Annotated in this window: 26 protein-coding genes and 1 tRNA gene; 21 read left to right on the plus strand and 6 right to left on the minus strand. The window is 66.9% G+C overall.

Annotated elements, in window-relative coordinates; genetic code table 11:
• Positions 1–23 precede the first annotated feature (23 nt).
• Genes grxC through ACORJG_RS00390 form a run of 6 tightly spaced genes read left to right on the plus strand, consistent with a single transcriptional unit; the run spans position 24 to position 3364 of the window.
• Positions 24–281, plus strand: coding sequence for a glutaredoxin 3 (gene grxC / locus ACORJG_RS00365; protein WP_427790628.1), 258 nt, complete (start codon positions 24–26; stop codon positions 279–281).
• Positions 282–1121, plus strand: a complete 840-nt coding sequence (locus tag ACORJG_RS00370; protein WP_427790630.1) for a carbon-nitrogen hydrolase family protein — start codon at positions 282–284, stop codon at positions 1119–1121.
• Complete coding sequence (locus ACORJG_RS00375) at positions 1118–1552, plus strand: DUF1178 family protein (protein ID WP_427790632.1); 435 nt, start codon at positions 1118–1120, stop codon at positions 1550–1552. Before ACORJG_RS00370 ends, ACORJG_RS00375 begins: the two co-directional genes overlap by 4 nt.
• Before the next feature lie 3 nt (positions 1553–1555).
• Complete coding sequence (locus ACORJG_RS00380) at positions 1556–2365, plus strand: AraC family transcriptional regulator (protein WP_427790634.1); 810 nt, start codon at positions 1556–1558, stop codon at positions 2363–2365.
• Positions 2366–2408: 43 nt separating this feature from the next.
• The gene (locus tag ACORJG_RS00385) at positions 2409–2876 is read left to right on the plus strand and encodes a DUF6265 family protein (protein WP_427790636.1); all 468 of its coding nucleotides are present in this window, start codon (positions 2409–2411) and stop codon (positions 2874–2876) included.
• On the plus strand, positions 2831–3364 hold the full coding sequence (locus ACORJG_RS00390; protein WP_427790638.1) for a GNAT family N-acetyltransferase: 534 nt from the start codon (positions 2831–2833) through the stop codon (positions 3362–3364). The genes ACORJG_RS00385 and ACORJG_RS00390 overlap by 46 nt, the downstream gene beginning before the upstream one ends.
• Here ACORJG_RS00390 and ACORJG_RS00395 read toward each other — a convergent pair.
• Together ACORJG_RS00395 and ubiG are read right to left on the minus strand one after the other, a co-directional pair.
• Positions 3351–3896 carry an AAA family ATPase gene (locus tag ACORJG_RS00395; protein WP_427790640.1) on the minus strand — a complete coding sequence of 182 codons (546 nt, stop codon included), beginning with the start codon at positions 3894–3896 and terminating at the stop codon, positions 3351–3353. The genes ACORJG_RS00390 and ACORJG_RS00395 overlap by 14 nt on opposite strands.
• Positions 3893–4738, minus strand: coding sequence for a bifunctional 2-polyprenyl-6-hydroxyphenol methylase/3-demethylubiquinol 3-O-methyltransferase UbiG (gene ubiG / locus ACORJG_RS00400; protein ID WP_427790642.1), 846 nt, complete (start codon positions 4736–4738; stop codon positions 3893–3895). The genes ACORJG_RS00395 and ubiG overlap by 4 nt, the downstream gene beginning before the upstream one ends.
• 45 nt (positions 4739–4783) lie before the next feature.
• On the opposite strand from ubiG, the gene ACORJG_RS00405 reads away from it, so the two are divergent.
• The 6 genes from ACORJG_RS00405 (at position 4784) to ACORJG_RS00430 (ending at position 11777) form a co-directional block, all read left to right on the plus strand.
• On the plus strand, positions 4784–6073 hold the full coding sequence (locus ACORJG_RS00405; protein ID WP_427790643.1) for an aspartate kinase: 1290 nt from the start codon (positions 4784–4786) through the stop codon (positions 6071–6073).
• Positions 6074–6135: 62 nt separating this feature from the next.
• A complete protein-coding gene (gene ptsP, locus ACORJG_RS00410) occupies positions 6136–8415 on the plus strand; it encodes a phosphoenolpyruvate--protein phosphotransferase (protein WP_427790645.1) in 2280 nt (759 codons plus the stop codon).
• A 100-nt stretch (positions 8416–8515) separates the two neighbouring features.
• Positions 8516–9664 carry a helix-turn-helix domain-containing protein gene (locus ACORJG_RS00415; RefSeq protein WP_427790646.1) on the plus strand — a complete coding sequence of 383 codons (1149 nt, stop codon included), beginning with the start codon at positions 8516–8518 and terminating at the stop codon, positions 9662–9664.
• Positions 9665–9740: 76 nt separating this feature from the next.
• On the plus strand, positions 9741–10877 hold the full coding sequence (ispG, locus tag ACORJG_RS00420; protein WP_427790647.1) for a flavodoxin-dependent (E)-4-hydroxy-3-methylbut-2-enyl-diphosphate synthase: 1137 nt from the start codon (positions 9741–9743) through the stop codon (positions 10875–10877).
• A gap of 21 nt (positions 10878–10898) precedes the next feature.
• The gene (locus ACORJG_RS00425; protein ID WP_427790648.1) at positions 10899–11177 is read left to right on the plus strand and encodes a putative hemolysin; all 279 of its coding nucleotides are present in this window, start codon (positions 10899–10901) and stop codon (positions 11175–11177) included.
• A gap of 3 nt (positions 11178–11180) precedes the next feature.
• Positions 11181–11777: a glutathione S-transferase N-terminal domain-containing protein gene (locus tag ACORJG_RS00430; protein ID WP_427790650.1), complete on the plus strand. Its 597-nt coding sequence runs from the start codon at positions 11181–11183 to the stop codon at positions 11775–11777.
• A gap of 21 nt (positions 11778–11798) precedes the next feature.
• On the opposite strand, the gene ACORJG_RS00435 is transcribed toward ACORJG_RS00430, so the two are convergent.
• A complete protein-coding gene (locus tag ACORJG_RS00435) occupies positions 11799–12569 on the minus strand; it encodes a sulfite exporter TauE/SafE family protein (RefSeq protein WP_346532489.1) in 771 nt (256 codons plus the stop codon).
• Between the two features lie 84 nt (positions 12570–12653).
• Positions 12654–13298, minus strand: coding sequence for a response regulator (locus ACORJG_RS00440; protein WP_427790652.1), 645 nt, complete (start codon positions 13296–13298; stop codon positions 12654–12656).
• A 198-nt stretch (positions 13299–13496) separates the two neighbouring features.
• On the opposite strand from ACORJG_RS00440, the gene prfA reads away from it, so the two are divergent.
• The 6 genes from prfA (at position 13497) to ACORJG_RS00470 (ending at position 17758) form a co-directional block, all read left to right on the plus strand.
• On the plus strand, positions 13497–14564 hold the full coding sequence (prfA, locus tag ACORJG_RS00445) for a peptide chain release factor 1 (RefSeq protein WP_346532486.1): 1068 nt from the start codon (positions 13497–13499) through the stop codon (positions 14562–14564).
• A 72-nt stretch (positions 14565–14636) separates the two neighbouring features.
• Positions 14637–15857, plus strand: coding sequence for a DNA recombination protein RmuC (rmuC, locus tag ACORJG_RS00450; RefSeq protein WP_427790654.1), 1221 nt, complete (start codon positions 14637–14639; stop codon positions 15855–15857).
• A 77-nt stretch (positions 15858–15934) separates the two neighbouring features.
• Complete coding sequence (locus ACORJG_RS00455) at positions 15935–16393, plus strand: hypothetical protein (RefSeq protein ID WP_427790655.1); 459 nt, start codon at positions 15935–15937, stop codon at positions 16391–16393.
• Between the two features lie 12 nt (positions 16394–16405).
• Entirely contained in the window at positions 16406–16603 is a 198-nt protein-coding gene (locus ACORJG_RS00460; protein WP_427790656.1) for a helix-turn-helix transcriptional regulator, read from the plus strand.
• 37 nt (positions 16604–16640) lie between these two features.
• Positions 16641–17588 (plus strand): TraB/GumN family protein, encoded by a 948-nt coding sequence (locus tag ACORJG_RS00465; RefSeq protein WP_427790658.1) that lies wholly within the window; start codon positions 16641–16643, stop codon positions 17586–17588.
• A 95-nt stretch (positions 17589–17683) separates the two neighbouring features.
• A tRNA-Gly gene (locus tag ACORJG_RS00470) sits at positions 17684–17758 on the plus strand.
• A gap of 63 nt (positions 17759–17821) precedes the next feature.
• On the opposite strand, the gene ACORJG_RS00475 is transcribed toward ACORJG_RS00470, so the two are convergent.
• Positions 17822–18670, minus strand: coding sequence for a lipid A-modifier LpxR family protein (locus tag ACORJG_RS00475; RefSeq protein ID WP_427790660.1), 849 nt, complete (start codon positions 18668–18670; stop codon positions 17822–17824).
• 169 nt (positions 18671–18839) lie between these two features.
• Positions 18840–20729: a ribonucleoside-diphosphate reductase subunit alpha gene (locus ACORJG_RS00480; RefSeq protein ID WP_427790661.1), complete on the minus strand. Its 1890-nt coding sequence runs from the start codon at positions 20727–20729 to the stop codon at positions 18840–18842.
• Positions 20730–21003: 274 nt separating this feature from the next.
• Between ACORJG_RS00480 and ACORJG_RS00485 the strand changes: the two genes are divergently transcribed.
• The 3 genes from ACORJG_RS00485 to ACORJG_RS00495 all read left to right on the plus strand — a co-directional run bounded on the left by ACORJG_RS00485 (position 21004) and on the right by ACORJG_RS00495 (position 24412).
• On the plus strand, positions 21004–21741 hold the full coding sequence (locus tag ACORJG_RS00485) for a phosphatase PAP2 family protein (RefSeq protein WP_427790663.1): 738 nt from the start codon (positions 21004–21006) through the stop codon (positions 21739–21741).
• 135 nt (positions 21742–21876) lie between these two features.
• Positions 21877–23196, plus strand: a complete 1320-nt coding sequence (locus ACORJG_RS00490; protein ID WP_427790665.1) for an acetyl-CoA hydrolase/transferase family protein — start codon at positions 21877–21879, stop codon at positions 23194–23196.
• A 202-nt stretch (positions 23197–23398) separates the two neighbouring features.
• Complete coding sequence (locus ACORJG_RS00495) at positions 23399–24412, plus strand: ribonucleotide-diphosphate reductase subunit beta (protein WP_427793085.1); 1014 nt, start codon at positions 23399–23401, stop codon at positions 24410–24412.
• The last annotated feature ends 193 nt before the right edge of the window (positions 24413–24605 follow it).

Here is a 24605-nt window from a genome sequence, read left to right on the forward strand (position 1 = left end):
CCATTCGCCTTCAGGAGTCTCCCTTGGCCGAAGTCGTCATCTACACCAAGCCCGGCTGCCCCTACTGCATCCGCGCCCTGGCACTGCTGGACCGCAAGGGCGCGACCTATACGGACATCGTCGCCTCGAACGATCCGGTGAAGAAGGCCGAGATGGTCGAGCGTTCGGGCGGCGCGGCCACCTTCCCGCAGATATTCATCAACGGAAAGCACGTGGGCGGTTCGGACGACATCCATGCTCTGGATCGTCGTGGCGAGCTTGACGCCCTGCTGGCGGCTTAAGTGTCCGGGACCCTTCCCATCGCCCTGATCCAGACGAGGACGCCGGCCACGGCGGCCGCAGGGCTGGCCCATGTCGAGCCCCTGATCCGTCAGGCGGCGGCCGAGGGGGCTCAATTCATCCTGACGCCGGAAGGGACCAATTTTCTGGAACAGCGTCGCGGCCTTCGGGACGAGGCGCTGTGGGATGAAGGCGCCGATCCGGCGATCGCGGGCCTGCGGGCGCTGGCTGCGGAACTGGGCGTCTGGCTGTTGATCGGTTCGGCCATCGTGCGCGCGGAACAGGACGCGGACGGACGCGCCGCCAACCGCGCCCTGCTGATCGACCCGGCCGGGGCGATCACGGCCCGCTATGACAAGCTGCACGTCTTCGACGTCGATCTGCCGAACGGCGAGACCTATCGCGAGAGCGCCTCGGTTCGGCCGGGCGATCGGGCGGTGGTCGCCGATACGCCGTGGGGACGGCTAGGGCTGACCATCTGCTATGATGTGCGCTTTCCCCATCTGCACCGCGCGCTGGCGCAGGCGGGCGCTGTGATGATCGCCGGTTCCGCCGCCTTCACCCGCCTGACGGGCGAGGCGCACTGGGAGACGCTGTTGCGCGCCCGGGCCATCGAAACGGGCGCCTTTGTTCTGGCGCCCGCACAGGGTGGAACCCATGAGGACGGCCGCCAGACCTGGGGCCGCTCTCTGGTCATCGGGCCGTGGGGCGAGATCATCGCCAAGGCGGATCACGACGAACCCTGCGTCCTGCACGCCGCTCTGGACCTGAGCGCAGTCGACAAGGCCCGCGCCTCGGTTCCGTCGCTGCGGAACGGGCGGCCGTTCGGCCCGCCGCAATGATCCGCTACGCCCTCTCCTGTGATCTGGACCACGGCTTCGAGGCGTGGTTCGGCTCATCCTCCGACTATGACGATCAGGCCGCGCGGGGGCTGGTCGAATGCCCCTTCTGCGGCTCGAAGACGGTCAGGAAGCAGGTGATGGCCCCGGCCGTCTCGGGCACGAAGAAGACAGCGCCCCCGCCCGACGCCATGAAACAGATGCAGTCGATGATGATGCAGGCCGCCCGCGAGGTGCGCGACCATGTCGAGCAGAATTTCGACTACGTCGGCGACGCCTTCGCCCGCGAGGCGCGCGACATCCACGAAGGTCGCAGCGAAAAACGCGAAATCTACGGCGAGGCCACGCCCGCCGAGGTGAAGAAGCTGCGCGACGACGGCGTGCCCTGCGCGCCCCTGCCCAGCCTGCCGCCGGACCCGAAGAAGGCGAATTGAAGGGTGTCGGCGCAGGAGCGATATGAAGCGTTCGTTCCGCCTGAAACCTTGCGTCCCTTCGTGCGGCAATTGTGGACCTATGCCGCGTTCGCGCCCAGCGGTGAGGTGCAGCGCATCGCCCCGGACGGCTGTCCCGAACTGATCGTCGATCTGGCCGCGCCCTATGAGGAGCAGGACGCCGACGGCGTCTTCCGCCTTCAGCCGCCGGTGATCTTCGCCGGTCAGATGACCCGGCCCATGGCCATTCGTCCGGTGGGGCCGGTCGAGATCGTCGCCGCCAAGTTCGAGCCGGACGGCGCGCGGGCGTTTCTCGGCCGCCCCTTGGTCGAGGCGACGGACCAACGGCTGGACCTCGTGGCCCGGCTGGACGGTTTCACGGCCCCGCTGGGCGATCCGGCAGGGCAGGCCGCCGCCCTGGGCGCCTGGCTGGAGGGGCAGCGCCGGGCCGGCGACTGGCGCATCGATCCCGCCGTCCGCGCCCAGGTCGCCGCCGCCGAGGATGATCTGGAGGGGCCGTCCCTCAACTCGGCCGAGCGCCGCGCCCTGCAACGCCGTTTCCGCGACCGCGTCGGCGTGGCCCCGCGCACCCTGCGCTCCGTCTTCCGTTTCCGCCGCATCTTCGATCATGCGATGGGGCATGAGGCCGACGCCGCCTCATGGCTGGAGGCCGGTCTGGCCGCGGGCTATTTCGACCAGCCGCAGATGGCGCGTGACTTCCGCCGTTTCCTGGGCTGCACGGCCACCGGGTGGGCGCGCGAACAGATGGAGCTGGCGCGGCGGCTGGCGTCGCAATCCTACAAGCCTATGCCGTAAGGGCGGCGTAATCTTCCTTCCGTCCTTGAGGAGGGAAGAATCCATGTCCGTTTCCAGCCTGCTGGCCGCCGCCCTGTTGCAGACCGCCGCGCCCGCGTCGCCTGCGTCCGACCTGTCATGGCTGGCGGGCTACTGGCTGGACTGTTCCGGCGGGCGCGAGGCGTCCGAGACCTGGAGCGACCCGCGCGCGGGGCTGATCGTCGGCCACTCGGTGACTGTGCGCAATGGCCGCAGCGGCTTCGAAAGCGCGCGCATCGCCCCTCTGAAAGACGGCAGTCTGGCCTATTTCGCCCAGCCCGATGGCGCGCCCGCAACACCCTTCCGCCTGATCGACAGCGGCCCGCAGCGGGCGGTTTTCGCCAATCCCGACAACGACTTTCCGCACCGCATCATCTATGAGCGCACGGGGGAAATACTGACCGCCCAGATCGAAGGGGCGGATGACGACGAGAACCGGAGCGTGCAATGGCGATTCAACAGAGCGGAGCTGAACGCCCGCTGTCCTCACTGAACTGGCGCGCCATGACGCCGGGCGACCTCGACGGCGTGGTGGCTGTGGCCCATGTGTCCTTTCCCGATCATCCCGAAGAACGCGCCTGTTTCGCCAATCGTCTGGACCTCTATCCGCAGGGCTGTTTCGTCCTGGCGGCGGATGACGGGACTATCATGGGCTATCTGGTCGCCTATCCGTGGAAACTGAACGCCGCCCCGGCGCTGAACGTGCTGATCGACGCGATTCCGGTCGACGCCGAGGTGGTCTATCTGCACGATCTGGCCCTGCACCCCGACACGCGCGGCGGCGGCTTCACCCGGCCGGTGGTCGAGCGTGTGGCGCAGGAGGCGAAGGACGCAGGCTGGCCGTCGGTGGCGCTGGTGGCCGTCAACGACGCCTCAGCCTTCTGGGCGCGCAACGGTTTCGAGATCCAGAACCCGCCGGGCATGGCCGAGAAGCTGGCCAGCTATGGCGACGACGCCCGCTATATGGTCAGGCCGCTGTAAGCGTCTTCAGCACGAAGTCGAGGCGTTCCGACACGGGCGCCTTGGGCAGTTCGATCAGTTCATAGCCGAAGCGCGGATAGGTCTCGGCCATGGCGTCGAAGGTGCGGCGGGCCTCGTCCAGATCCTGCTTGCGCTCGGCGTCCTGCCCGAAGATCTCGGGCCAGACCGGGGCGATGAAGACGCGCCGGTCATAGCGGATGTCTCGCGCCGCCCGCTCCATATGGGCCGGGACCGGCAGGCCGCACAGGGTCAGGTATCCGACCACGTCCGGCACGCCGCGATCAAAGAAGACCGGCCCGTCGGCGCCTTCCGTGCGGGCATGGGCCTCAAGCTCGCGGTCCAGCATCAGTTCGGCGAACAGGGCGCGATCCTTCCACGGCAGGGCCTCGCCTTCGATCGCCTGCTGGCGCCGGATGATGGCGCGTCCGGCCTCGGGCGAGGTCGCATGGCCCGCCGCCGCCAGCGCCTCCAGCAGCGTCGTCTTGCCTGAGCCGGGACCGCCGGTCAGGACGATGCGGTGAGGGCCGATCATGCGTCGCGGGTCGCCATCATCATATAGTTGATGCCCACGTCGTCGCCCTCGCTCCAGCGGTCGTTCAGCGGGTCATAGGCCAGTCCATAGGGGCCGGTGACGGTCAGGGGCTCTCCGTTCAGCATGGCGCGCAGTTCGTCGGGCTTGAGGAACTGGCGCCAGTCGTGGGTGCCCGCCGGCACCCAGCGCAGCACATATTCCGCCGCGACCTTGCCCAGCAGCAGGCCCTTCAGCGTGCGGTTCAGGGTGGCGACGATCATCAGGCCGCCCGGTTTGATCAGCTTCGAGCAGGCGCGGATGAAGGCCTCCGGATCGGCGACGTGTTCGATGACCTCCATCGTCAGCACGACATCGAACGGCCCGGCGCCAGTTCCCTGATTCATGGCTTCGACCATCTGTTCGACCGTGGCGGCGCGATAGGCGATGTCCAGCCCGACCTGATCGGCGTGGGCGCGGGCGGTGCCGATGTTCTCGGACGAGGCGTCGATGGCCGTGACCTCAAAGCCCATGCGCCGCATCGGCTCGGCGATCAGGCCGCCGCCGCAGCCGATGTCGATCAGGCTGAGGCCGCTGAAGGGCGCGCGAGCCTTCACGTCGCGATTAAAGTGCTTGGCCGCCCGGTCGCGCACGAATTTCAGCCGCGCCGGATTGAAGCGGTGCAGGGGGGCGAAGGGGCCTTTGGGGTCCCACCACTCGGCCGCCTGGGCCGAAAAGCGCGCCACATCGGCCGGGTCGATGCTGGGCCCTTCGGCACGATCGGTAGCAAAGGGTGAAAAACCCTCTTCGCTTTGGGGTTTGCGCGGATCAAGGCTGTCGTTAGAAGCGGGCATGGGTTGAGGCATGGACCGCCTTCGCCCGCCATGCAAGCAGGGGGATCAGGCGCAGGGATGACGCGGGCCGATACGAACCGGTTGGTGATGAAGTTCGGCGGCACGTCCATGGCCGACCTGGAACGCATCCGTCGTGCGGCGCGCATCGTCGCCGCCGAGGCTTCCAGAGGCAAGGGCGTGGCCGTGGTCGTTTCGGCCATGGCGGGCAAGACCAACGAATTGGTGGCCTGGACCGATGGCGCGGGCGCCCCGGCGCCGGGCCTGTATGGCGACGGCCCCCTGACGGACGACGAATACGACGTGGTGGTCGCCTCGGGCGAACAGGTCACGTCGGGCCTGCTGGCCCTGACCCTGCGCAACATGGGCTTCAAGGCGCGCAGCTGGATGGGCTGGCAGATTCCGATCCTGACCGACGACGCCCACGGCCGCGCCCGGATCGAGAGCGTTGACGGCGAGGCTCTGGGCGCTGCGCTGGACGCCGGCGAGATCGCCATCGTGCCGGGCTTTCAGGGCGTGACGCGCGGCGGGCGGATCACCACCCTGGGCCGGGGCGGCTCGGACACCTCGGCGGTGGCGGTGGCGGCGGCGCTGGGCGCGCCGTGCGACATCTATACCGACGTGGACGGCGTCTATACGACCGACCCGCGCATCCAGAGCCGCGCCCGGCGTCTGGAGAAGGTGTCCTACGAAGAAATGCTGGAGATGGCGTCGCTGGGCGCCAAGGTGCTTCAGACCCGCTCGGTCGAGCTGGCCATGCACAAGCGCGTGCCGGTGCGCGTCCTGTCCAGCTTTATCGAGCCGGATGAAAACGGAATTCTGCCGCAACACGCCGGCACCCTGATTTGCGACGAGGATGAGATCGTGGAAAAGCGCATCGTTTCCGGCGTGACCATGAGCCGGGACGAAGCCCGGATCACGCTGCTTGGCCTGTCGGACCGGACGGATGCTCCGGCCGATGTCTTCACCCGCCTGGCCGAGGCCGAGGTCAATGTCGACATGATCGTGCAGAGCCAGGCCCGCACCGAGGGCGCGGTCAACCTGACCTTCACGACCGGCCGCCGCGACGCGCGCCGCGCCGCAGATCTGATGAGCGCGGCCAAGGCCGATATCGGCTTTGAGGAAATCCGCGTCGACGACGACGTGGCCAAGGTCTCGGTGATCGGCGTGGGCATGAGAAGCCACGCGGGCGTGGCCCAGACCATGTTCCGCGCCCTGGCCGACAAGGGCGTGAAGTTCCAGGCCATCTCGACCTCGGAAATCAAGATCAGCGTGCTGATCGATTCGGATTACGCCGAACTGGCGGTTCGTGCGCTGCACGCGGCCTACGGTCTGGACGCGGAAGACTAGGATAACGGAACCGCCGCCCTATCTGGAAGCTGAAACCAGGGGGCGGCAAGGCTGGAGAGAGCATGGTCAAGGGCGTGGCAGTGACGGCGAGAGGGCCCCGCCTTCTGTTGCGCCAGATCCGCGAGGCTCTGGCCGGGGCCGACGGCGCCGTTCCCGCCCAGGACCGGCTGAACATGGTGGTGCGGATCATCGCCCGCTCCATGGTGGCCGAGGTCTGCTCCATCTATCTGCGCCGGGCCTCGGGCGAGCTCGAACTGTTCGCCACCGAGGGCCTGAACCCCGAGGCCGTCCACAACACCCGCCTGCGTCCCGGCGAGGGGCTGGTCGGCGAGGTGGCCCGCACGGCCGAGCCTATCAGCCTGTCGGACGCCCAGTCGCACCCCAGCTTCTCCTACCGGCCCGAGACGGGCGAAGATCCCTATCACGCCTTCCTCGGCGCGCCCCTGCTGCGCGGCGGCCGGGCCATCGGCGTTCTGGTCGTCCAGAACCGCGCCGCCCGTCGCTATGACGAGGAAGAGATCGAGGACATCCAGACCATCGCCATGGTTCTGGCCGAGACGGTGGCTTCGGGCGAGCTGCTGGCGCTGGAGGAGTTGCGCGACGTCGAGGTGGCGCCCCACCGGCCCGAGCGGCTGAAGGGGCAGAAGTTTGCGGAAGGGTTGTCGTTCGGTCGCGCCGTGCTGCACGAGGCGCCGATCGCGCCCGAACATCTGCTGGCCGATGATCCGGCGGCGGAAGAGGTCCGGCTCAAGGAGGCGCTGGAGCGGCTGCGCACCAGCATCGACGCCCTGCTGGAAGGCAGTCAGGGCAAGCTGGGCGGCACCCCCTATGAGGTGCTGGAGACCTATCGGATGTTCGCCGACGACCGGGGCTGGAACCGGTCGCTGGAAGAGGCGGTGCGTTCGGGCCTGACCGCCGAGGCCGCCGTGGACCGCGTCCGCAACGAGCATCGCGCCCGCTTCGCCAATGCCCGTGACCCCTATATCCGCGAGCGGTTGCACGACTTCGAGGATCTGGCCAACCGCCTGCTGCGGCTGATGGCGGGGAACCAGCCGGGACAGCGCGACCTGCCCGACGACGCCATTCTGGTGGCCAAGAATCTGGGTCCGGCCGATCTGCTGGAGTATCCGCGCGACAAGCTGCGCGGCCTGCTGCTGGAAGAAGGCTCGGCCGCCGCCCACGCCGCCATCGTGGCGCGCGCGCTGCAGATTCCGTGCGTCGGTCGTCTGCAGGGCCTGCGCGACCGCCTGACCGAAGGCGATCAGGTCATCGTCGACGGCGAGACGGGCGAGGCCTATCTGCGGCCCCGCGCCGACATGCTGGCGGCGGTGGAAAGCCGCATGGCCGTGCGCGAACAGCGCCGGGCCGAGTTCGACCAGTTGCGCGACATTCCCGCCGTCACCAAGGACGGCAAGCGGATCATGCTGCTGACCAACGCCGGTCTGGCGGTGGATCTGGAGAATATGAGCGCGACCGGGGCCGAGGGCATCGGCCTGTTCCGCACCGAGTTCCAGTTCATGGTCTCGGACGAACTGCCGCGACTGGACTCTCAGACGGCGCTCTACAAACTGGTGATGGATGCGGCTGGCGATCGCCCCGTCACCTTCCGCACCCTGGATATCGGCGGCGACAAGGTGCTGCCCTATCTGGACAATGAGCGCGAAGAGAACCCGGCGCTGGGCCGTCGCGCCATCCGCATGGGACTGGATCGCCCGGCCCTGCTGCGGATGCAGATCCGCGCCCTGCTGACCGCCGCCGCCGGGCGCGAACTGCGCGTCATGTTCCCGATGATCGCCACGGTGGACGAGTTCCGCGCCGCGCGTGAACTGGTCGATGTCGAGTGCGACTGGGCGCGGCGCCGGGGCCGCCCTCTGCCGTCCCTGCTGCGGGTCGGGGCCATGATCGAATGCCCCAGCCTGCTGTGGCATCTGGATGCGTTGTTGCCGCTGACCGACTTCGTGTCGATCGGCACCAATGACCTGATGCAGTATATGTTCGCCGCCGACCGGACGAACCCGCGCGTATCCGAACGCTATGACGCCCTGTCGCCGCCCTTCCTGCGCGCCCTGGCCGAGATCCAGCAGAAATGCGCCGACAGCGCCACGCCGGTGTCTGTGTGCGGCGAACTGGCGGGGCGCCCGCTGGAGGCCTTCGCCCTGATTACGCTGGGCTATAACCGCTTGTCGGTGCCGGCGGGCGGCGTGGGGCCGGTCAAGCGGATGGTGCTGTCGGCCGATCTGAACGCGGCGCGGCGGGGCATGAACGTCCTGCTGGGCTCATCGGCCGGGTCGGTGCGCGGCGAGATCGAGTCGCTGGCGCGCAAGCTGAATGTCATCGCCTGAGCGGACGCCGCCCCTTTCACGCGTTGCCCGGACTGCGCGCCTCGTTTAAGCGGGGGTGACGGGCGTATCGAAGCCCTTTGCGTGACGGAATCCCGGCCTTATGGACAAGGATCGGCAGGCCGCCTTCGACTTCGACGCCGAGGCGACGCCGGATCAGACGCTGCAGACGCCGCCATCGGCGGAGCCGGATGAGCCTTCTGACGGCTCTCTGGGCGCTGAACTGCGTGCTGCGCGGCTGGCGTCGGGCCTGTCCATGGCCGAACTGTCGACCAAGACGCGGGTGCATCCGCGCTTTCTGACCGCGCTGGAGCAGGGGGACTACGCGGTTCTGCCATCGCGCATTTTCTCGATGGGTTATGTGCGCGTCTATGCTGCGACGTTGGGTTTGGACGAACTCAGCGCCGTCGAGCGGTTCAAGCAGGAATACCCCGACGCCGCCGTGCCGTTGCAGCCGCCGACAGGTGTATCTCTGCAGCAGGTGCGCCAGAACTCGCCCAAGATTCTGGGCGTCATCGGCGTTTTTCTGGCTGTGGTGATCGGCTGGAATGTCTTCCAGCATCTGAATCGTATCGAGCAGCCGCACCCTTCAGATCTGGTCGCCCTGCCGGAAGACTGGGCGGTGCAGGCGGATCGCCAGCGCGAGCAGGCCATCTATCTGGGGGCGCCCATGGCCGCGCCGCCGGATCAGACCACGCCCGCCATGTACATCACGCCGGGGCTGGAGGCTGAGCTGACGGGCGCGGACCCGGATGATCCCAATGCGCCGGTTCAGGCCGCCCCGCCGGTGCAGGCCGCCTTCAACCCGCGCGGGGCCATCTACGGCGCCTCGGCCACGACGTCGCTGGTCACGCTTCAGGCGCGCAAGCCCGCCATTCTGGTGATCCGTCAGGGCGACGGCCGTATCTATTTCGCCCGGCAACTGGCGGCGGGCGAGGCCTGGCGGGCGCCGCCAGACCTGTCGGCCACGATCGACACGCCCGATCCGGCGGCCTTCGACATCTATCTGAACGGCGAGCATGGCGGCGTCCTGTCCGCGCCGCTGTCACCGCTGGGAACGCTGAACAACCGCGCCCGCGCCGCCGAGCGCGAGTCCGAGGCCCGCGCCGCTGCTGCACAGGCCGCCCGGGCCAGAGCCGCCCAGAGCGCAGCGCAGGCCGCCGCCCCGTCCACGGCTGCATCTGCGGCTTCGCCCGGCCCGCAGCCCTATCAGCCTGCGTCTGCGGCGACCCCGGCGACGCCTGCGACCTGATTTCCACCGTCGAGGACGCGATCTTTCGCCGCCTGTCGTGGTTTTGCCGCTCTTCTTGGCCTATGTTCCGCCTGTCATGAGCGACCATAGTTCAGCCCTCGGCCACATCCGTCCCTGGCGCCACATCGAGCGCCGCACCAGCCGCCAGATCATGGTGGGCAAGGTTCCTGTCGGCGGCGGCGCGCCGATCAGCGTCCAGTCGATGACCAATACGCCGACGTCCGATGCGGCGGCGACGCTGGAGCAGATCCGCCAGCTAGAGGAGGCCGGGGCCGACATCGTCCGCGTCTCCTGCCCGGATGAAGACTCGACGGCGGCCTTCCGGACCATTGCGCGCGAGGCCCGCGTGCCGCTGGTGGCCGACATCCACTTCCACTATCGCCGGGGGATCGAGGCGGCCGAGGCGGGCGCCGCCTGCCTGCGCATCAACCCTGGCAACATCGGCTCGATCGACCGGGTCAAGGAGGTCGTTCAGGCCGCCCGCGACCATGGCTGCTCCATGCGGATCGGCGTCAACGCCGGGTCACTTGAGAAGGAGTTGCTGGAGAAATACGGCGAGCCCTGTCCCGATGCGATGGTGGAGAGCGCGCTGAACCACGCCCGGATCCTTCAGGATCTGGACTTCCACGAGTTCAAGATTTCGGTGAAGGCGTCCGACCCCTTCCTGACGGTCGCCGCCTATCAGCAACTGGCCGACGCCATCGACTGCCCCCTGCACCTGGGCGTGACCGAGGCGGGGCCGCTGCGTACCGGCACCATCAAATCGGCTATCGGCATGGGCAATATGCTGTGGTCGGGCATCGGCGACACCATCCGCGTCTCGCTGGCCGCTGATCCGGTGGAAGAAATCAAGGTCGGCTTCGACATCCTGAAGTCGCTGGGCCTGCGTCACCGGGGGGTGAACATCATCGCCTGCCCGTCCTGCGCGCGTCAGGGCTTCAACGTCATCGAGACGGTGGGGATTCTGGAAGAGCGGCTGGCTCACATCTCGACGGCCATGTCGCTGTCGATCATCGGCTGCGTGGTCAACGGGCCGGGCGAGGCGCTTTACACCGATGTCGGTTTCACCGGTGGCGGCAAGGGTGCGGGCATGGTCTATCTGAACGGCAAGATCGCCCACAAACAGGCCAACGACGGCATGATCGACGAGATCGTCGCCCAGGTCGAAGAAAAGGCTGCTGAACTGGATGCAGCCCGCGCGGCGGCTGAGTAATCGACAGACAGGGGGAGGGGCATGATGAAACAGATTCTGGCCGCCACCCTACTGTTGGCTGTTGCTGCGTGCGCGCCCGCGCCTGAAGCGGCGTCGCCTGCTGTCGGCATGGCCAATCCGGCCTCCGTCCATTGTCGAAGCGAGGGCGGAAAGTCTGAGATCCGCCGCAACATTGGCGGCGATGAATACGGCGTCTGCGTCTTTGAAGACGGACGCCAGTGTGAGGAATCGGCCCTGTTCCGCGACAAGCGGTGCGTGGTCCCCAAGGCGGCATCATCCCCGCTGTATGAAGACGGCTGAACCATGAAACTCTACATCACCACTCCTTCGCCTTTTGTCCGCAAGGCGCGCATCGTCGCGCGTGAAAGAGGGGTGGCGGATCGTATCGAGGAAGTCGTCGCCGACCCTTACGGCAATGCGCCCGAACTGCTGTCGACCAACCCCATCGTTCAGGTGCCGACCCTGATTGCCGAGGACGGCCTGCCGCTGACGGACAGCCCGGTGATCGCCGAGTATCTCGATGCGCTTGGCGCGGGCGCGCGGCTGCTTCCGGCAGAAGGGGCGGAGCGTCTGCGGGTCAAACGTCTGGAGACATTGGCCAATGCGGCGCTGGAGATGGGCGTAAAACTGGTGCTGGAGAAGCGCCGCCCGGAGCAGGAGCGCTCGCCGTCGTGGATGGAGCGCTGGACTGTCAATCTGGGCCGCGCCCTCGATGCGCTGGAGGCTGCGGCGCCGGATGCCGATCGGTTGGACATGGGCGTGCTGACGGCCGGGATCGCTGTCACATGGATCGGCTTCCGCCACCCGGACTATGACTGGAAAACCGGCCGTCCTAATCTGGTCGCCCTGCAGGCGAAGCTGGAGCAGCGCCCCAGCTTCATCGAAACCTTCCCCTTCTAGGCGAAGCGGTTCAGGCGGCGCCTAGAACAGCAGCTGGGCGCCCTGAAACAGGGCCAGCACGATCAGAAGGCCGCCGACGGCATAGGTCAGCACCTTGCGCGGCGCCTTCTTGACGATCAGCCCGGCGAAGGGGGCGGCGATCAGACCGCCGACCACCAGACCGGCCACGGCGGCGGCGTGGTTCTGCAACGCCCCGGCCTCCTTCCAGTGGCCCGAGACCAGCGCCCAGACGAAGGTGGCCGAGATGGCGACCGTCAGGAAGAACTCGGCCGTGTTCACCGTACCGATCGCCCGGCGCGGCTCCTGGCCTGCGCCGACCATCGACGAGGTGACGGTCGGACCCCATCCGCCGCCGCCTATGGCGTCCAGAAAGCCGCCGACCAGCCCCAGCGGCCCGGTCACCCAGGCGGGCAGGCGGCGCGGCCGGATGTCATGCCCGGCCCGCCACAGGATCCAGACGCCCACCAGCGCCAGATAGGCGACGACGAAGGGCTTGATCGTCGACGCCTCCAGTCCTGTCAGCACATAGGCGCCCAGCATCCCGCCGATCACCCCCGCGATCGCCAGCGGCAGCAGCAGTCGCCACTCGACATTCCTGTGCCAGATATGGCTGCCGGCCGAGGCGGCGGTGGTGAAGACCTCGGCGGCGTGGACGCTGGCCGAGGCCGTCGCGGGCGGCACCCCCAGCGCCAGCAGCACCGAGGACGAAATCACCCCATAGGCCATGCCCAGGGCGCCATCGACCGATTGCGCCAATATGCCGACCAGCAGGAACAGGAAGAAGGTGTCCATTCAGTTCCTCAGCAGTCTGTGTATCTTGTTCCCGGCATCAGGCGCAGGTCCGGGCGCGCGTGGCAATGGCCTGACGGCGTCCGGTCAGACGCTTTCCAGTCGGGCGATGGCGTCCAGCACATCGCGCCCGCGATAGGGCTTGATGACCATGGCGGCGGCCAGTTCGGCGTTCTGGGCCGCGGCGGTCACATCGCCGGACAGGAAGATCACCGGCACGCCCCAGCGCGATTTCAGGCTGCGGGCCAGATCGACGCCGGTCGCTTCGCCCGACAGATTGATGTCCAGAAGGGCCAGATCGATGGCGTGCAGAGCGGTCGCCGCCTCAGCCGCCTCGGCGCTGTGGAAGGGGCCTACGACGCGGTGCCCGGCGGCGTCCAGCGCCTCGGTTAGGTCCGCGGCGGCTTCGGCGTCGTCCTCGACCAGCAGGACGGTGAGGGGATCGACGCTGTCCGCGGGCGACGCTTCTTGCGGCGGCGGCGCCTGACGCACCAGAACCGTCCGCACGAAGGGCCACAGTTCGGCCGCCGGACGTTCGGCGTCCAGATCGAAAATCTTGGCCAGCGCTTTCAGCTCGGTTTCGGCTTCCGCCCCCGGCGAGGGGGCGCCCGGCTCCAGCAGGCCGTCGTAAAGGGCGCATAGACGCAGCACGTCGGCGGCGGGGACGATGCCGCCTTTTGGCGCTGATCTCATGCCGTCTTTCACGCCTTCGGGGGGCTTTTCCTGAATCATGCCCTGTCTCCGTTTTCGTTTCAGCCCAATAAAACCGGAGTGGAGCTAGGGGGTTTGCTGCGGTAGCGAAACCGGCCTGACGGGCTTGTGACGGCTTTTCACAATCACTCCATGAGCGCGTGTAGAGGCGTTTTTATCGACATGGCGCCGTGGCGCGGGTAAGGCTCCGCGCTTGTTTTTCTCGGTGAGGACAAGCCTTTGCGACTGCCCCAGGCCCGGCTCGATCAGGTGCTCGACCGCTTCCATCAGGTGGAGGCCCGGATGGGCGCCGCCACGGACGGCGCCGAGATCGTGCGCCTGTCGAAAGAGCATGCCGAGCTGAAGCCGGTGGCCGATGCAGTTCAGGCCCTGGCCCGCGCCCGCGCCGAGGCTGACGACCTCAAAGCCATGGCCGCCGATCCGGAGATGGCCGCTCTGGCCGCCGATGAACTGGACGCCCTGACAGAGCGCCTGCCGGAGCTTGAGCGCGAGGTCGCCCTGTTGCTGGCGCCGCGCGACGCCGATGAAAACGCCTCGGCCGTGCTGGAAGTGCGCGCGGGCACGGGCGGGGACGAGGCGGCCCTGTTCGCGGGCGACCTGTTCCGCATGTATTCGCGCTATGCCTCCACGCGCGGCTGGCGGGTCGAGATCGACAGCGCGACCGAGGGCGACGCGGGCGGCTTCAAGGAAATCATCGCCACCGTCAGCGGCGAAGGCGTCTTCGGCCGTCTGAAGTTCGAGAGCGGCGTCCACCGCGTCCAGCGCGTGCCCACGACCGAGGCGGGCGGCCGCATCCACACCTCGGCGGCTACGGTCGCCGTCCTGCCCGAGGTCGAGGACGTCGAGATCGAAATTCTCGACAAGGATATCCGCATCGACACCTACCGTTCGTCCGGCGCAGGCGGTCAGCACGTCAACAAGACCGACTCGGCGGTGCGCATCACCCACCTGCCCACCGGCATCGTCGCCACCTCCTCGGAAAAGTCGCAGCACGTGAACCGCGACAAGGCGATGAAGAACCTGCGCATCCGCCTGTATGACATGCAGCGTCAGGCCAAGGACGCCGCCCGTTCCGACGCACGCAAGTCGCAGGTCGGCTCGGGCGATCGGTCAGAGCGCATCCGCACCTACAACTTCCCGCAGGGGCGGGTGACGGATCACCGCATCGGCCTGACCCTGCACAGCCTGCCGCAGATTCTGGAAGGCGACCTGGCGCCCATGCTGGACGCCCTGATCGCCGAGGATCAGGCCGCCCGCCTCGCCGATCTGGAAGCCGAACTGGGCTGAGGGCGCGCGGACGCGTCCGCACCTGACGCCGCGCGGCTTTAACCTGCCTCCGACTCCCGCTAGGAACGGAGCATGAACATGCTGGAAATCATCCTGTTGGCCTTTGTGGCGGTCGCCGCGGGCGGTTTTCTGTGGGCCTATATGGGCTGGCAAAAGGCGCGGGGCGCGCTGGACGCCGCCGACGCCAAGCTGTTGCTGCTTGAAGAAAGCCGGGACACCATGGCGGAGTTCCTCAAGGCGCAGGCCTCGCAATCGGCCGAGGCGGTGGCGTCCAAACTCGTCGCCCGCGCCACCGAGACCTTTCAGGCCCAGGACCGCGTCGCGCGTGAGCGGATGGAGGCCCAGCTCAAACCCGTCTCTGAAACTCTCGCCAAATTCCAGCAGCACGTCACGGCGCTGGAAAAGCAGCGCGCCGATGAGACGGGCGGGCTGAAGGAACAGCTCAGCCTGCTGATGGCCGCCTCGACCGCTACCCGCGACGAGGCGCGCCGTCTGACCGAGGCGCTGAAGGGCAACACCGGCCGTCGTGGCCGCTGGGGCGAGCAGACCTGCCGCAATGTGCTGGAGGCCGCCGGAATGGCGGGCCGCTTCGACTTCGAGGAACAGAACTCCTCGGCCACGGATGAAGGTCGTCAGCAGCGCCCGGACTTCATCGTCAAACTGCCCGGCGGCGGCATGTTCGTCATCGACGCCAAGGTCTCACTCGCCTTCGCCGACGAGGCGGACGGGGATGAAGAGGATCAGGCCCGCGCCATGTCCCTGCGCACCGCCGCCAGCATGAAGACCCATGTGCGTCAGCTGTCGTCCAAGGCCTATCAGGACCAGTTCAAGCCCAGCCCCGACTTCGTCGCCATGTTCGTGCCGGGCGACGCCTTCCTGGCCGCTGCGCTGGACCACGAGCCGGACCTGATGACCACGGCCATGGCCTCGCGCGTGGTCATCGTCACCCCGACCACCCTGTTCGCCCTGTGCAAGGCCGTCGCCTACGGCTGGCGCGCCGAGGAGCAGGCCAAGAACGCCGAGGACGTCGCGAAACTGGGCAAGGAGCTTTACAAGCGCCTGTCGGTCATGGGCGGCCACGCCGCCTCGGTCGGCAAGGCGCTGGACGCGGCGGTCGGTCGATACAACCAGTTCGTCGGTTCGCTGGAGAGCCAGGTCATGGTCTCGGCCCGCCGCTTCGAGGATCTGAAGGTCGACCACGAAGGCAAGGAACTGCCCGAACTGAACGCGGTCGAACAATCCCCCCGCGCCCTCAGCCGCCCGGAGCTGTTGAACGGGCCGACGACCGACTAACCATCAAAGAGACAAAGTCGCTTGACACTTATGGCGGCGTCTCTGTAAAACTCCCTTGTCAGTTTCGGGAGGGGCCAGTGGCCGTCGCCAAGCGCAAGCTTATTTTGAAGTCCATTGTGGCCGTTCTGGTCATGTTCGCTTTGGCGTTAACGGCAGGCATGGTGGTCGGCTATCTCGGAGCGGCAGGCCGCTTGACGGGTGACGGCCCTGCGATCTGGATCTTGGCGCCCTTCGCCATCGCCGTTATGGGCGCGGCTTTGTGGATCGGCTTTCAATGGATGCGGTCGATCGATGAGGCGGCTCAGGAAGCGCACAAGTGGGCGTGGTATTGGGGCGGCAGCGCCGGTATGGCCGTTGGAGGCGTTCTTGTAATCATGGCGTCTCTTCCCCAAGCGAAAGCGCTTCAGATTCCAGCCTGGTATGCGGGGCGCACGGACCCCGCCGCCTATGCCGCCAGCGGCGCGTTCGGTATGCTGCTGCTTATGCTCACAGGCTATCTGATCGCCTGGGCATGGTGGTGGTGGTCGCACCGATAGGGGGCCTTCATCATGAAAAACCGCCTCAAGGTATTGCGCGCCGAGCGCGACTGGAGCCAGGCGCATCTGGCGCAGGAACTGGGCGTCTCACGCCAGACGGTGAACGCGCTGGAGACCGGCCGTTACGATCCCTCCCTGCCGCTGGCGTTCAAGATCGCGCGCCTGTTCCAGATGCCGATCGAATCCATCTTCATTGACGAAGAGGGCTGACGGCCCTCCGTCATTTCGCACCGTTCAGGAGCCTGAAATGATCCATCGCTTTTTGAGTCGCGCCGCCGTCTCCGCCGCCGCCCTCGCCGCCGTGCTTCTGGCCACGACCACGCCCGCCCTCGCTCAGAGCGCGCCCGCCGCCGTCGATCCGGCCGCCGTGGTCGCTGCGCCCGCAGGGTCCGGCCCGCGCCTGTGGGTGGTGAAGGATGAGGATTCGACCCTCTATCTGTTCGGCACCGTCCATGTGCTGAAGCCCGAAACGCCGTGGGGCCGCGCCAAGGTGGATCAGGCGTTCGCCAGCGCCGATGAATACTGGTTCGAGATCGCCGACATCAACGACGCGGCTGGGGCCGTGCCGATCATTCAGGCCAAGGGCGTGTCGCCCGACCGTCCCCTGTCCAGCCTGCTGACGTCAGAGGAACAGACGGACCTCGAGGCCGCCGCCCGCTTGATCGGCGCCACCGCGGCGCAACTGGACCCGCTACGCCCGTGGTTCGCCGCCCTGCAACTGGCGATGGCCAGCATCACCAAGGCTGGTTACCTGCCACAGAACGGCGGGGATCAGGTGCTGCACGCCCGCGCCGCCGCGACCGGAAAGCCGATCAAGGGTTTCGAGACCATGCCGCAACAGATCGGCTTCATCGCCGACATGTCGGAAGAGGCCCAGCTGGCCATGCTGCGCTCGGGCCTGAAGGAGTTCGATCAGGCGCCGGTGGTGCTGGGCCGGATGGTCGGCGCATGGTCGACCGGCGATGTGGACGCCCTGGACGCCCTGATCGGACAGGAGATGAAGGCGCAGTCGCCGGAAATGTATGAGGTCATGTTGACCCGCCGCAACGCCGACTGGACCAATCAGATCATGAAGATGCTGGAAGGCTCGGGCACCGCCTTCATTTCGGTCGGCGCCGGGCACCTTGCGGGCGCCGACAGCGTTCAGGCCATGCTGGCCGCGCGCGGAGTCACGGTCGAGGAAGTCCGCGACTGACCTTTGGTTCCTGGCCTGAAAAAATCGGAATGCCCGGTCCGCCGGGCCTTTCCTTTTGCTCCGCGCCCTATATCTTCGCCGCTCGCTTCGGCGATGCGGGTATAGTTCAGAGGTAGAACGTCAGCTTCCCAAGCTGAATGTCGCGAGTTCGATTCTCGCTACCCGCTCCAATATTTTCAATGATTTATGGCCCGGCCGATGGCGCTGGGTTTCCTCGCGCTGCCCGTTCAGCCCTAATGCTGAGGGCGGATGGTCAACTGGAAGGCGACCATGCCTTCGGCGACGTCGGTGCGGATGCCCTGATAGCCGCGCAGGCCCTTGGCCTCGATCTCACGGTAGACCACGCCGAAGGAGCTTTGCAGTGCGCCCCGGCGATAGGCCACGCCGACAGAGGCGTCGCCGAGGTAGGCGCCCGCGTCCTGGGTTACGCCGGATCCGGCGAACTCGCCGTCGCGCGTGCGTGCGAAATTGTAGCCGACGGCGCGTTTGGACCCGGCGGCGTAAAGATACCAGCGAGCGCGCTCGCCGAAGGCATCGTCGCCGTTGGGCGCCAGCCGGTCCAGATTCTCGCCGATACGCAGGGTGGCGCCCGCTTCGGCCGAGGGGCCGTCGCTGCCGACGCCGAATCCCGCGTGCGGCGTCAGCAACACCTCGAGGCCCGAGGGCGTGCGGCCGCGCGCCGCCGTCCAGCCGCGCGTATAGGTGACGTCATAGGTCTCGCCGCTGAAGGCCACGGGGTCCATCGCGCGCGGCGGCAGGGGCGAGCCGTCGGCTCGGCGCAGTTCGCCTGTCGACACCACGCGCAGGCGGTCGGTGAAGCCCTCGCGGGCGAACCATGCCTCCTGACGTATCTGGGCCTGGTCGATGTTCAGTCGAGCGGCGTCGGTGAATTCCACCGGGGCGCCGAAGGCGGCGTCGGGTTCGGCGGAGAAGGGCAGGCGGCTGTCGAGCCGGGCGGATGCGTCCTCGAAACGAACGGCCTCGCCGCCCGGCGCTGCGGCTTCATGGAAGGCGACGGCCTGCGGCATGGCGAGGGCAGTCGTCGGGGCTGCCGCCGCGATCATCCATCCTGCCCACGCCATGCGTCGCATCAACGATCCTCCCGACCCGTCAGCCCCTCCACTCTGCACGAAGGCGGAGGAACCGCAACGGACTCTTTTGCGCCACAATCCTTATAAACGAACGAAGCCGCCCGAAGAGGGTTCCCCGGGCGGTTTCAGCAGGCGATTGCGATGCAGATCGACCGCGGCCTTACTGGCAGGCCAGACACTCATCATAGTCGGTGCGGGTGATGGAGAAGAGGTCCGGCTGGTTCGGATCGATCTCTTCTTCCTTCTTGTCCTCGGCGCCGGCGAAGGCGGCGCGCTGCACCGACTTGGAGCGCAGATAATACAGCGACTTCAGGCCGCGCTCCCACGCCGACCAGTGCAGCATGTGCAGGTCCCACTTGTTGACGTCGCCGGGGATGAACAGGTTCAGCGACTGCGCCTGGCAGATGTCGCCGGTGCGGTCGGCCGCCAGTTCGATGATCCAGCGCTGATCCAGTTCGAAGGCGGTCTTGTAGACGGCCTTCTCGTCGTCGCTCAGGGCGTCCAGGTGTTGGACCGAGCCTTCATGTTCAAGGATGGAGGACCAGACGGCTTCGGTGTCGATGCCCTTTTCGGCCAGCAGGTCCTGCAGATAGGGGTTCTTGACCGCAAAGGAGCCCGACAGGGTCTTGTGGGTGTAGATGTTGGCCGGGATCGGCTCGATGCCCGCCGACGTCCCGCCGCAGATGATCGAGATCGAGGCGGTCGGGGCGATGGCCAGCTTGTGGCTGAACCGCTCCATCACGCCGCGATCGGCGGCGTCGGGGCAGGGGCCCTTCTCTTCGGCCAGGGTGCGGCTGGCCTTGTCGGCCTCGCGGCGCAGGTGCTTGAACAGGCGCATGTTCCAGCTCTTGGCCATGGCCGATTCAAAGGCCACGCCCTGCGACTGCAGGAAGGAGTGGAAGCCCATCAGGCCCAGACCCACCGAACGCTCGCGCTGGGCCGAATAGACGGCGGCGGCCATGGACGACGGGGCGCGGGTGATGAAGTCCTCGAGCACATTGTCGAGGAAGCGCATGATGTCCTCGATGAAGCGGGGCTCTTCGCGCCACTCCAGGAAGGTCTCGGCGTTGACCGACGACAGGCAGCAGACGGCGGTGCGCTCGACGCCCTTATGATCCAGGCCCGTGTGCAGCATGATTTCCGAGCACAGGTTGGACTGCTTGACCGACAGGCCCAGATCCTTCTGGTGCTGCGGCATCTGCCGGTTCACCGTGTCCGAGAAGATCAGATAGGGCTCGCCCGTCTGCATCCGGATTTCCAGGATCTTGGTCCACAGGTTGCGGGCGTCGACGGTTTTGCGGACCTCGCCGTTCTTGGGCGAAATCAGGTCGAACGGCTTGCCGTCGCGGACCGCCTCCATGAAGGCGTCGGTGATGTTGATGCCGTGGTGCAGGTTCAGCGAGCGGCGGTTGAAGTCGCCCGACGGCTTGCGGATTTCGAGGAACTCTTCGATTTCCGGGTGGTGGACGTCCAGATAGACAGCGGCCGAGCCGCGACGCAGCGAGCCTTGCGAAATCGCCAGGGTCAGCGAATCCATCACGCGGATGAAGGGGATGATGCCCGAGGTCTGGCCCGCGCCCTTGACCTTCTCGCCGATGGAGCGGACGCCGCCCCAGTAGGTGCCGATGCCGCCGCCGTTGGAGGCGAGGGAAACGTTCTCGTTCCAGACGTTCTGGATGCCGTCCAGGCTGTCGTTGACCGCGTTCAGGAAGCAGGAGATCGGCAGGCCGCGATCGGCGCCGCCGTTCGACAGGACCGGCGTGGCGGGCATGAACCACAGCTTCGACATATAGTCATAGACGCGCTGGGCGTGATCCGCATCGTCGGCGTAGGCCGTGGCGACGCGGGCGAACATGTCCTGATAGCTTTCGCCGGCCAGCAGATAGCGGTCTTCCAGCGTCTTCTTGCCGAACTCGGTCAGCAGGGCGTCGCGCGAGCGGTCCAGCTTCAGGCCGTCGACCACCGTCAGCTCCGGCTTGATCTCGACCGGAGCCGGGGAAACCGTAGAGAATTCCGTCGTCTGCAAAGCTTCGCCGCCAGCCATTTTCATCCCTGTCCCGAGCAAAATCGAATAGAAGGCCGTACCGGTTTGAGACACTACATCTAGTGGCTCATCGCCAGCGCTCGGCTAGATATATGGGTGCATATCCCTAACCGCAGGTAAAGCTCTTGACGGCGGCTTTTGTCACGAATCGGTGGGCGGCTTGCCTCACCCTGTGGAAATGACTCAGGAATTGAGGGGATCACATTTTTTACCGAACAGTCGTCGTTTTTCAGCAGGATCAGAAAAGGGAACGACCCCTCAGCTTGGCCGTTAGCGCCCCATGGCTCCGCACCCCACCGCCTTCCTGACCCGCGCGCTTCGTGTGGCGCGCACTGAAATCGCCGCCGTGGCGGCCCTGCTGGTGGCGACGCTGGGGGTTCTGGTCTTCGTCGAACTGGCCGACGGGGTGCATGACGCCGACAATCAGGTCTTTGACCGGGCCGTGCTGGCGGCGGTGCGGCCCTATGCCGATGATCCGGGGCGGCCGTGGGGGCCGTGGTGGCTGCATGAAGGGGCGGCCGACCTGACCTCTCTGGGCGGCCTGTCGGTGCTGGCCCTGTTCGCCATCATGGCGGTGGGGTTTCTGCTGATCATGAGAAAGCGTCTGTCGGCCCTGATGCTGGCGGTCGGTCTGGCGGGCGGGGTGGCCATCAGTCAGGGGTTGAAGATCCTGTTCGACCGCCCGCGCCCGCCCGACATCTATCAGGCGGTCGAGACGATGAACGCCAGCTTCCCTTCAGGCCACACCCTGCTGTCGACGGTCTTCTATCTGACGCTGGGGGTGATGCTGACCCGGGCTTTTCCACGGAGACGATTGAAGGCCTACATCCTGGGGTGCGCGGTCGTCATCGCCCTGTTGATCGGGGTGACGCGCATCTATCTGGCGGCGCACTGGGCCTCGGACGTCTTTGCGGGCTGGAGCGTGGGGGCGGCGTGGTCGATGGTTCTGTGGCTGGCCGCCTATGCCGTCGAGCGGCGCCAGCGGCTGCATGACGCCCCGTTTCAGGACGCGCCCTAGACGCCGCCCTCTTAGACCCCGGATCTTAGACGAAGGTCTAGCGCCGCGATGGCGCGCAGGTGTCAGATAGTGGCCGACAGAAGCCGTCGCCGCGCCAGCGACGGACGCCCGAGGAAGACGTTTCAGGAGACGCCCATGACAGACTTCGCCGCCCTTTACGCCGAACGCCTGACGACGCCGGAAGCGGCGGCCGCCCTGATTCCATCGGGTGCGAAGGTCGCCATGGCGCTGGGCGTCGGCCAGCCTCCGGCCCTGCTGAAGGCTCTGGCCGATCGGGCCGAGGCGCGGCAGGTGGGCGACATCAACCTGTATTATCTGCTGTCCACCGCCATCGCGGGCGAGACGGTGATGCGCTACGAACTGACCGACCGCATCCGCCCCTACAGCCTGTTCCACGGCGCCATCGAGCGGAAACTGGAGGCGCGCGGGCGCGAGGAAGGCCGTCGCGCCGTCTGGTTCGTGCCGACCGGCTTTCAGCAGACGCCGCGCGTGCTGACGCATGAGATCGGCGTCGATACCCTGCTGGCGACCGTCTCGCCGATGGACGCCGAGGGGTATTTCAGCCTGGGGACCAACACCGACTACGCCCTGGCGGTGTCGAAGACGGCGCAGCGACTGATCCTTGAGGTTAATCCGCACATGCCGCGCGTCTTCGGCGACTGCCGTATCCACGTCTCTCAGGTCGCGGCGGTGGTCGAGCATTCGGCGCCCCTGCTGGAGGCGGGCAAGGCGCCGCAGCAGCCGCAGGACGTGGCCATCGGCGCACTGATCGCCGGCATGGTCGAGGACGGCTCGACCCTGCAGATGGGCATCGGCGCCCTGCCGGACGCGGTGTGCGCGGCCCTGCACGACCATCGCGATCTGGGCATTCACACCGAGATGCTGACCCCGGGCCTGGTCGAGCTGATGCAGGCGGGCGTGGCGACCAATGCGCGCAAGACCCTCCATCCGGGCAAGACGGTCTTCACCTTCTCGATGGGGAACCGCTCGACCTATGAGTTCCTGCACGAGAATCCGGCTTTCGAGGCGCGGCCGGTAGACTATGTGAACGACCCGGCCGTCATCGCCCGCAATGCGAAGATGATCTCGGTCAACGCCACCTTGCAGGTCGATCTGTTCGGCGCCTGCTGCTCGGAATATCTGAACGGGCGGCAGTATACGGCGGCGGGCGGCCAGCTGGACTTCGTGCGCGGCGCGGCGGCGTCCGAAGGCGGAAAATCGATCATCGCCTGCCACTCCACGGCGGCGAAAGGCGCGGCCTCGCGCATCGTGGCGCGGCTGGACGGTCCGGTCACGACCCCGCGCAACGACATCCAGTACGTCGTCACCGAGCATGGGGCGGTCAATCTGAAGGGACTGAGCGACGACGCCCGCGCCCGCGCCCTGATCGGCCTGGCCGCGCCCGAGTTCCGCGAAGGGCTGGAGCGTGAGGCGAGGGCGATGGGCCTGGTCTAGGGCGGCGAAACCATCCCCATATTGCTCCCCGGTTTTCTGTCATGAGGACACTACATCTAGCGGTGCGGCGAAAAGTGATCGCTAGATGTACGCAACTTCCCTTGTTCCGCGCGGCGGGCGGACGCATGGTGGCGCGCATCTTTTCCGGATTCGCATCAGGTCTTTTTCGATGAACGCTCCCGCCACGATCATTCGTCCCGACATGCCCGGCCTGCTGACCCCTTCGGCCGCCTACAAGCCCTTCCGCTACCCGTGGGCCTTCGACATGTGGAAGAAGCAGCAGCAGGTCCACTGGATGCCCGAGGAAGTCCCGATGGGCGAGGACGTCAAGGACTGGGCCGCCAATCTGAACGACGGCGAGCGCAACCTGCTGACCCAGATCTTCCGCTTCTTCACCCAGGCGGACATCGAGGTTCAGGACAACTACATGGAGCGCTACGGCCGGGTGTTCAAACCGACCGAAGTGAAGATGATGCTGGCCGCCTTCGCCAATATGGAGACGATCCATATCGCGGCCTACGCCCTGCTGCTCGAGACGATCGGGATGCCGGACAGCGAGTTCGGCGCCTTCATGGAATACGAGGCCATGAAGGACAAGCACGACTACATGGGTCAGTTCGGGGTCGACAGCGACGCCGACATCTGTCGGACCCTGGCCATGTTCGGGGGCTTCTCGGAAGGGCTGCAGCTGTTCGCCAGCTTCGCCATGCTGATGAACTTCCCGCGCCAGTCCAAGATGAAGGGCATGGGCCAGATCGTGTCCTGGTCGGTGCGCGATGAAAGCCTGCACTGCGAGGGCATCATCAAGCTGTACCACGCCTTCAACAAGGAGACGGGCGCCGTCACCAAGGCTGTGGCCGACGACATCGTCGACTGCTGCAAGACGGTGATCGAGATGGAGGACAAGTTCATCGACCTGGCCTTCGAAATGGGCCCGGTGAACGGCATGACGCCGGACGACATCAAGGCCTACATCCGCTTCATCGCCGACTGGCGCCTGCGCCAGCTGAACCTGCCTGAAGTCTACGGCGTGACCGAGAATCCGCTGCCGTGGCTGCAGTCGCTGCTGTCGGGCGTGGAGCACGCCAACTTCTTCGAGGCCCGCGCTACCGAATACTCCAAGGCGGCGACGCAAGGGTCGTGGCACGGCGCCGACGGCGTCTGGGACAGCTTCGACAACATGATGAAGCGCCGCACCGAGCCGACCGGGGCCTGATCCGGCCGCCGCGCTGACATGAAAAAGGGGCGCTCCGATGCGATGTCGGAGCGCCCTTTTTCTTTTGGATCACTACGCCCTGAGCGTGAGTGCAGACATTTGCATTCTGCTCATCCCGGCGGACGCCGGGACTCAGTGCTTTGGCTTCAAAGCGCGCGGCTTGGCGGCTAAGCCTTTACCTGGCTCACTCGCT

This window comes from Brevundimonas diminuta, assembly GCF_050310045.1.
GTDB lineage: Bacteria > Pseudomonadota > Alphaproteobacteria > Caulobacterales > Caulobacteraceae > Brevundimonas > Brevundimonas diminuta_F.

Coding starts and splice junctions, on each gene's coding strand:
- ACORJG_RS00375 (WP_427790632.1), top strand. CDS start 1,118: ATGATCCGCTACGCCCTCTCCTGTGATCTGGACCACGGCTTCGAGGCG.
- ACORJG_RS00385 (WP_427790636.1), top strand. CDS start 2,409: ATGTCCGTTTCCAGCCTGCTGGCCGCCGCCCTGTTGCAGACCGCCGCG.
- ACORJG_RS00390 (WP_427790638.1), top strand. CDS start 2,831: ATGGCGATTCAACAGAGCGGAGCTGAACGCCCGCTGTCCTCACTGAAC.
- ACORJG_RS00395 (WP_427790640.1), bottom strand. CDS start 3,896: ATGATCGGCCCTCACCGCATCGTCCTGACCGGCGGTCCCGGCTCAGGC.
- ubiG (WP_427790642.1), bottom strand. CDS start 4,738: ATGCCTCAACCCATGCCCGCTTCTAACGACAGCCTTGATCCGCGCAAA.
- ACORJG_RS00405 (WP_427790643.1), top strand. CDS start 4,784: ATGACGCGGGCCGATACGAACCGGTTGGTGATGAAGTTCGGCGGCACG.
- ptsP (WP_427790645.1), top strand. CDS start 6,136: ATGGTCAAGGGCGTGGCAGTGACGGCGAGAGGGCCCCGCCTTCTGTTG.
- ACORJG_RS00415 (WP_427790646.1), top strand. CDS start 8,516: ATGGACAAGGATCGGCAGGCCGCCTTCGACTTCGACGCCGAGGCGACG.
- ispG (WP_427790647.1), top strand. CDS start 9,741: ATGAGCGACCATAGTTCAGCCCTCGGCCACATCCGTCCCTGGCGCCAC.
- ACORJG_RS00425 (WP_427790648.1), top strand. CDS start 10,899: ATGATGAAACAGATTCTGGCCGCCACCCTACTGTTGGCTGTTGCTGCG.
- ACORJG_RS00430 (WP_427790650.1), top strand. CDS start 11,181: ATGAAACTCTACATCACCACTCCTTCGCCTTTTGTCCGCAAGGCGCGC.
- ACORJG_RS00435 (WP_346532489.1), bottom strand. CDS start 12,569: ATGGACACCTTCTTCCTGTTCCTGCTGGTCGGCATATTGGCGCAATCG.
- ACORJG_RS00440 (WP_427790652.1), bottom strand. CDS start 13,298: ATGATTCAGGAAAAGCCCCCCGAAGGCGTGAAAGACGGCATGAGATCA.
- rmuC (WP_427790654.1), top strand. CDS start 14,637: ATGAACATGCTGGAAATCATCCTGTTGGCCTTTGTGGCGGTCGCCGCG.
- ACORJG_RS00460 (WP_427790656.1), top strand. CDS start 16,406: ATGAAAAACCGCCTCAAGGTATTGCGCGCCGAGCGCGACTGGAGCCAG.
- ACORJG_RS00465 (WP_427790658.1), top strand. CDS start 16,641: ATGATCCATCGCTTTTTGAGTCGCGCCGCCGTCTCCGCCGCCGCCCTC.
- ACORJG_RS00475 (WP_427790660.1), bottom strand. CDS start 18,670: ATGGCGTGGGCAGGATGGATGATCGCGGCGGCAGCCCCGACGACTGCC.
- ACORJG_RS00480 (WP_427790661.1), bottom strand. CDS start 20,729: ATGAAAATGGCTGGCGGCGAAGCTTTGCAGACGACGGAATTCTCTACG.
- ACORJG_RS00485 (WP_427790663.1), top strand. CDS start 21,004: ATGGCTCCGCACCCCACCGCCTTCCTGACCCGCGCGCTTCGTGTGGCG.
- ACORJG_RS00490 (WP_427790665.1), top strand. CDS start 21,877: ATGACAGACTTCGCCGCCCTTTACGCCGAACGCCTGACGACGCCGGAA.
- ACORJG_RS00495 (WP_427793085.1), top strand. CDS start 23,399: ATGCCCGGCCTGCTGACCCCTTCGGCCGCCTACAAGCCCTTCCGCTAC.